At 73.5% G+C, this 5,429-nt stretch carries 5 protein-coding genes and 1 pseudogene; 4 read left to right on the forward strand and 2 right to left on the reverse strand.

Annotated elements, in window-relative coordinates; all coding sequences use genetic code 11:
- The first annotated feature begins 107 nt into the window (after positions 1-107).
- Positions 108-1,229, forward strand: a complete 1,122-nt coding sequence (locus JS521_RS29955; protein ID WP_205086075.1) for an acyl-CoA dehydrogenase family protein — start codon at positions 108-110, stop codon at positions 1,227-1,229.
- Positions 1,226-2,275, forward strand: a complete 1,050-nt coding sequence (locus JS521_RS29960) for a Zn-dependent alcohol dehydrogenase (RefSeq protein ID WP_205086076.1) — start codon at positions 1,226-1,228, stop codon at positions 2,273-2,275. The genes JS521_RS29955 and JS521_RS29960 overlap by 4 nt, the downstream gene beginning before the upstream one ends.
- Before the next feature lie 13 nt (positions 2,276-2,288).
- On the opposite strand, the gene JS521_RS29965 is transcribed toward JS521_RS29960, so the two are convergent.
- Entirely contained in the window at positions 2,289-2,903 is a 615-nt protein-coding gene (locus JS521_RS29965; RefSeq protein ID WP_205086077.1) for an SRPBCC family protein, read from the reverse strand.
- 148 nt (positions 2,904-3,051) lie between these two features.
- On the opposite strand from JS521_RS29965, the gene JS521_RS29970 reads away from it, so the two are divergent.
- Positions 3,052-3,765, forward strand: coding sequence for a TetR/AcrR family transcriptional regulator (locus JS521_RS29970; protein WP_205086078.1), 714 nt, complete (start codon positions 3,052-3,054; stop codon positions 3,763-3,765).
- A gap of 12 nt (positions 3,766-3,777) precedes the next feature.
- On the opposite strand, the gene JS521_RS29975 is transcribed toward JS521_RS29970, so the two are convergent.
- Complete coding sequence (locus JS521_RS29975; RefSeq protein ID WP_205086080.1) at positions 3,778-4,770, reverse strand: GlxA family transcriptional regulator; 993 nt, start codon at positions 4,768-4,770, stop codon at positions 3,778-3,780.
- Positions 4,771-4,922: 152 nt separating this feature from the next.
- Here JS521_RS29975 and JS521_RS29980 point away from each other — a divergent pair.
- A pseudogene (locus JS521_RS29980) lies at positions 4,923-5,321 on the forward strand (ribosomal maturation YjgA family protein); the annotation flags it as partial.
- Positions 5,322-5,429: the final 108 nt, after the last annotated feature.

A 5,429-nucleotide genomic window follows, 5' to 3' on the forward strand; every position in this document is an offset into this window, starting at 1 on the left:
GGGCCGGCGGGCGCCGCGCCCCCCCCCCCCCCCCCCCCCCCCCCCCCCGGCGGTCTTGGCGGCGGGGGGGGGGGGGGGGGGGGAGCCCCCAGGAACAGGAGGCACGCATGGACTTTCGTACCGAGGTGCGCACCTGGCTGGCGGACCACCTCACCGACACCCCCGCCCCCGACCCCCGCGCGTGGGAACGCGAGCTGGGCAAGGCCGGCTGGATCGGCATCGGCTGGCCCGGCGAAGGCGAGACGTACGGCAACCGCCGCGCCACCCTCCCCGAGCAGGTCGTCTGGGCCGAGGAGTACGCCCGCTCCACCGCCCCCGCCCGGATGGGCCACATCGGCGAGAACCTCCTCGCCCCGACCCTCATCACGTACGGCACCGAGGAGCAGAAGCGCCGCCACCTGCCCCCCGTCGCCCGGGGCGAGAGCCTCTGGTGCCAGGGATACAGCGAACCGGGCGCGGGTTCCGACCTCGCCGGGATACGGACCACGGCCACCCCGGACGGCACCGGCGGCTACACCGTCACCGGGCAGAAGATCTGGACCTCGCTCGCCCTGGACGCCGACTTCTGCTTCGTCCTCGCCCGCACCGACCCCGGCTCCACCCGCCACCACGGGCTCTCGTTCCTGCTCCTGGACATGGACCAGCCGGGCCGGATCGAGGTGCGGCCGATCCGGCAGCTGACCGGGACCAGCGAGTTCAACGAGGTGTTCTTCGACGGGGCCCGGGCCACCGAGACCGTGGGCGGGGAGGGCAACGGCTGGCAGGTCGCCATGGGCCTGCTCGCCCTGGAGCGCGGGGTCTCCACCCTCGCCCAGCAGATCGGGTTCGCCGAGGAGCTGGGCCGGGTCGCCGCGGCCGCCGTGGCGAGCGGGGCCGCCGAGGACCCGGTCATCAGGGCCCGGCTCGTCCGCCAGTGGGCCGAGCTGGACACCATGCGCCACCACGCCCTGCGCACCCTCGGCGCCACCGGCGACCCGGGCGCGCCCAGTGTGGCGAAGCTGCTGTGGGGCGGCTGGCACCAGCGGCTGGGGGAGCTGGCGGTGGCGGTCGCGGGCGAGGCGGGGGCGGTCGGCCCCGAGCCGTGGGCGGCGGAACGCCCGTACGAACTCGACGACGCACAGCACCTGTTCCTCTTCAGCCGGGCCGACACCATCTACGGCGGCTCCGACGAGATCCAGCGGAACATCATCGCCGAGCGGGTGCTCGGCCTACCGAGGGAGCCGAGATGAGAGGCGTCGTCTTCGACGGCACGCGGACCGAGGTCGTCGACGACCTGGAGATACGCGACCCGGGCCCCGGCGAGGTGCTGGTGGCGGTCGCCGCCGCCGGGCTCTGCCACAGCGACCTGTCGGTGATCGACGGCACGATCCCCTTCCCGGTGCCCGTCGTGCTCGGCCACGAGGGCGCGGGCGTGGTGGAAGCGGTCGGGCCCGGGGTCGTGCACGTACGGGCCGGTGATCATGTCGCGCTGTCCACCCTCGCCAACTGCGGGGCGTGCGCCCAGTGCGACCGGGGCCGGCCCACCATGTGCCGCAAGGCGATCGGGCGGCCCGGGCGGCCGTTCTCGCGGGGCGGGAAGCCGTTGTTCCAGTTCGCCTCCAACTCCGCCTTCGCGGAACGTACGGTGGTGCGCGCCGTCCAGGCCGTGAAGATCCCGGCCGATCTGCCCCTCACCTCCGCCGCCCTGATCGGCTGCGGGGTGCTCACCGGCGTCGGGGCCGTCCTGAACCGGGCGAAGGTCGGCCTCGGCGACACCGTCGTGGTCATCGGCACCGGCGGCATCGGCCTCAACGTGCTCCAAGGAGCCCGGCTCGCGGGCGCGTTGACGATCCTCGCCGTCGACAGCAACCCGGCGAAGGAGACGGTGGCCCGGCAGTTCGGCGCGACGCACTTCCTGACGAGCGCGGAGGGGGTGCGCGACATCCTCCCGGACGGGGCCGACCACGCCTTCGAGTGCGTCGGCCGCACCGAGCTGATCCGCCAGGCGATCGACCTGCTGGACCGGCACGGCCAGGCGATCCTGCTCGGCGTCCCGCCGGCGAGCGCCGAGGCGTCGTTCACCGTCTCCTCGATGTACCTGGACAAGTCGATCCTGGGATGCCGTTACGGCTCCTCGCGGCCGCAGCGCGACATCGTCCTGTACGCGGAGCTCTACCGGGAGGGCCGGCTGCTGCTGGACGAGTTGGTGACCGAGACGTACCCGGTGGAGGACTTCGCCAAGGCGGCCGACGACGCGCACCACGGGCGGGTGGCCCGGGGGGTCCTGGTCTTCTGAGTCGGTCACGGGGTCAGCACGGCCGGGCCTCGGCGGCGGTCTTCAGTTCGCCGAGCCACGCATCGAGGCCCTGCTGGAGGATCTCGGTCGCGTACGGGACGTTCGCGTCGACCTGTTCGCCGGTGTGGGTCTCCTCGGTGCGGACGAGGACGCCGCCCCTGACCGGGGTGAAGGTCCAGACGTGTACGCCGTCGATGTGCAGACCCTCGCCCACGGCGGGGCCGGTCCAGCGGATGCAGGAGCCGCGCTTCACCTGCTCGACGGTGGAGGTGATGTCCAGGCTGGTGGCGGGCGTCGCCGGGGTCGGCGGGATCGGGGTCGTCCACCGGAACGCCGAACCCGGGCGGAAGGGGCCGTGGTCGAGGCGGTCCATGCTCGTGACGTGGATCTGCCAGCCCGGCCAGCGCTCCACGTCGGTCTGGAGCTTCCAGACGGTGCTGAGCGGCGCGTCGATCACGGTCTCGGTCCGGGCGCGGACCTTGGCCCCTGCGTCGACGCCCTCGCCCCGGCAGGTGAGGGACTCCGCGGGGCGGGTCGTCGCCCCGGCGGGCACGGTGGCGGCGGAGAGGGCGCCGGCCACGATCAGTGGGACGGTGAACAGGGCGGCGGCGGTACGGACGCGGGACATGGCGGGAACCCATCGATAGAAGTTGCTGCGTTCGTTAGAAGTTGTAACGCACGCCTGCCTGAAGGGTCAACCGTTTTCGTGATACCTTCTAACGAAACTTTGAGTGGGTATCTTGCGGGTACCTCCGGGGCCGGGGAAGGTGGCGACCATGGCGGAGCCGAAGGCGAAGACCGGCTCGAAAACCGGTGCTGCGACGGGTGCGGCGACCCCGCGCGAGCGCTACCGCGCCCAGGTCCGTACGGAGATCAAGGAACACGCCTGGAAGCAGGTCGCCGAGGCCGGCGCCTCCGCGCTCTCCCTCAACGCCATCGCCAAGCAGATGGGGGTCAGCGGCCCCGCGCTCTACCGCTACTTCGCCGGCCGCGACGAGCTGATCACCGAGCTGATCCGGGACGCGTACCGCAGCCTCGCCGACGCCGTCCACGCGGCCGCCGCAGACGGTGCGGACCTGGCCGGCCTCGCGCACGTCCTGCGCGACTGGGCCCTGGCGGACCCGCACCGGTACTTCCTCATCTACGGCACCCCCGTCCCCGGCTACCACGCGCCCGAGGAGATCACCGGCATCTCGCAGGAGATCATGGCCGACCTGCTGACGGCCTGCACGAACCTCGAACCGGCCGCCGGCAAGGCCCTCGAACCGGACGCGCCCGCCATCCCGTTCGCCGCCCACCTGGAGGGTCACCGCGACTGGGCCGGTGACCACCCGGCTCCGTCCGCCGCGCTCCACCGGGCCCTCACGTTCTGGACCCGGCTGCACGGCGTGCTGTCCCTGGAGCTGGCCGGTCACTTCGCGGGCATGGGCTTCGACCCCGGCCGGCTCTTCGCGGCCGAACTCGACGACCTGGTGGCGCGGCGGGGCTGACGGCCCCGGGCCTCAGCGGACCGTGTCCGCCGAGGTCCGGAACGTACGCCGGTAGGCGCTCGGCGGCACGCCCAGGGCCGCCTGGAGGTGCTGGCGCAGTGAGGTCGCCGTGCCGAAGCCCGCGTCCCGGGCCACCTGGTCGATGGACAGGTCCGTGGACTCCAGCAGATGCCGGGCCCGCTCCACCCGCTGCTGGGTCAGCCACTGGCCGGGGCTGATGCCCACCTCCTCGCGGAAGCGGCGCGTGAACGTCCGTACGCTCATGGCCTCCTGCTCCGCCATGTCCCGCAGCAGGATCGGCCGCTCCAGGCGGGCCAGCGCCCAGGCCCGGGCTGCGGTCGTGGTCGCGAACTGCGGTTCGGGGAGCGGGCGGTGGATGTACTGGGCCTGCCCGCCGTCCCGGTGCGGGGGTACGACCGTGCGGCGGGCGATCTCGTTGGCGACGGCCGCTCCGTGGTCGCGCCGCACGAGGTGGAGACAGAGGTCGATCCCGGCGGCGACCCCGGCCGAGGTCAGGACGTCGCCGTCGTCGATGAACAGGACGTCCGGGTCGACGCGGACCTGCGGGAAGGTCCGCTGGAAGTGGTCGGCGGACGACCAGTGCGTGGTGGCGGGGCGGCCGTCGAGGTATCCGGCCGCCGCCAGGACGTAACTGCCGGTGCAGATGGAGACCATCCGGGTGCCGGGCCGGACCAGGGCGAGCGCGGCGGCCAGTTCCTCGGTGAGCCTGCCCTCCTCGAAGACCGGGCCCAGCTCGTAGGAGGCGGGGACGACGACCGTGTCGGCGGTGGCGAGAGCCTCCGGGCCGTGCTCCACGAGGACGGAGAAGTCCGCGTCGGTCCGGACCGGGCCGGGCGGGCGGATGGAGCAGGTCACCACGTCGTACAGCTTCCTGCCCCGGCCGCCGGACCCGGTACCGAGGGAGCGGCCGAAGATCCGCTGGGGGATGCCCAGTTCGAAGGGGAGCGCTCCGTCGAGGGCCAGGACGACGACGCGGTGCGGCATGACGGCCTCCTCGAAGATCACGGGTGGAGCGGGTAGCTGGTATAGACCACGAGCTGATACAGGTTAGCGATGTGATGGAGAAGCCGACAGAGCCCGCGTCCATTCCCGACGCGGGGCGTGACACCCGTAAGCCCCCGCCCAAGCCCTCGCTCATGAGCACACCCCCTGCCCCGCCGCGGCCCACCCGTGATCTCACGGCACGCGCGGTCGCGGCGGTGGCGGCCGTCGTCACCGTCGGCGCGGGCCTGGCCGAACGCGCCGGAGCGGACGGCGCCTTCGCCAAGTACGCGGGGAGCGCGCTCTACACGGTGCTGGTCTGCGCCCTCGTCGCCTTCTGTGCGCCCCGCGCGCGGCCGCTCGTGGTGGCCGTCACGGCGCTGGCGGTGAGCTGGGCGGTGGAGTTCGCGCAGCTCACGGGCGTACCGGCGGAGTTGTCGGCGCACAGCACGGCGGCCCGGCTGGTGCTCGGCTCGACGTTCAACGCACCGGACCTGCTCTGGTACGCGGTGGGCGCGGCCGGTGCATGGGCGGTGCTCCGTGCGGCGGCCCGGGCCCCCGGCCCCCCCCCGCCCCGGCCCCGCCCCCCCCCGAATTGCGCGGGGCCCGGGCGCGCGCGCCCGCCAAACCCCGAAAACGAAAACAAAGGCGGGGGGACGGAT

The organism is Streptomyces durocortorensis, assembly GCF_016901035.1.
Lineage (GTDB): Bacteria > Actinomycetota > Actinomycetes > Streptomycetales > Streptomycetaceae > Streptomyces > Streptomyces durocortorensis.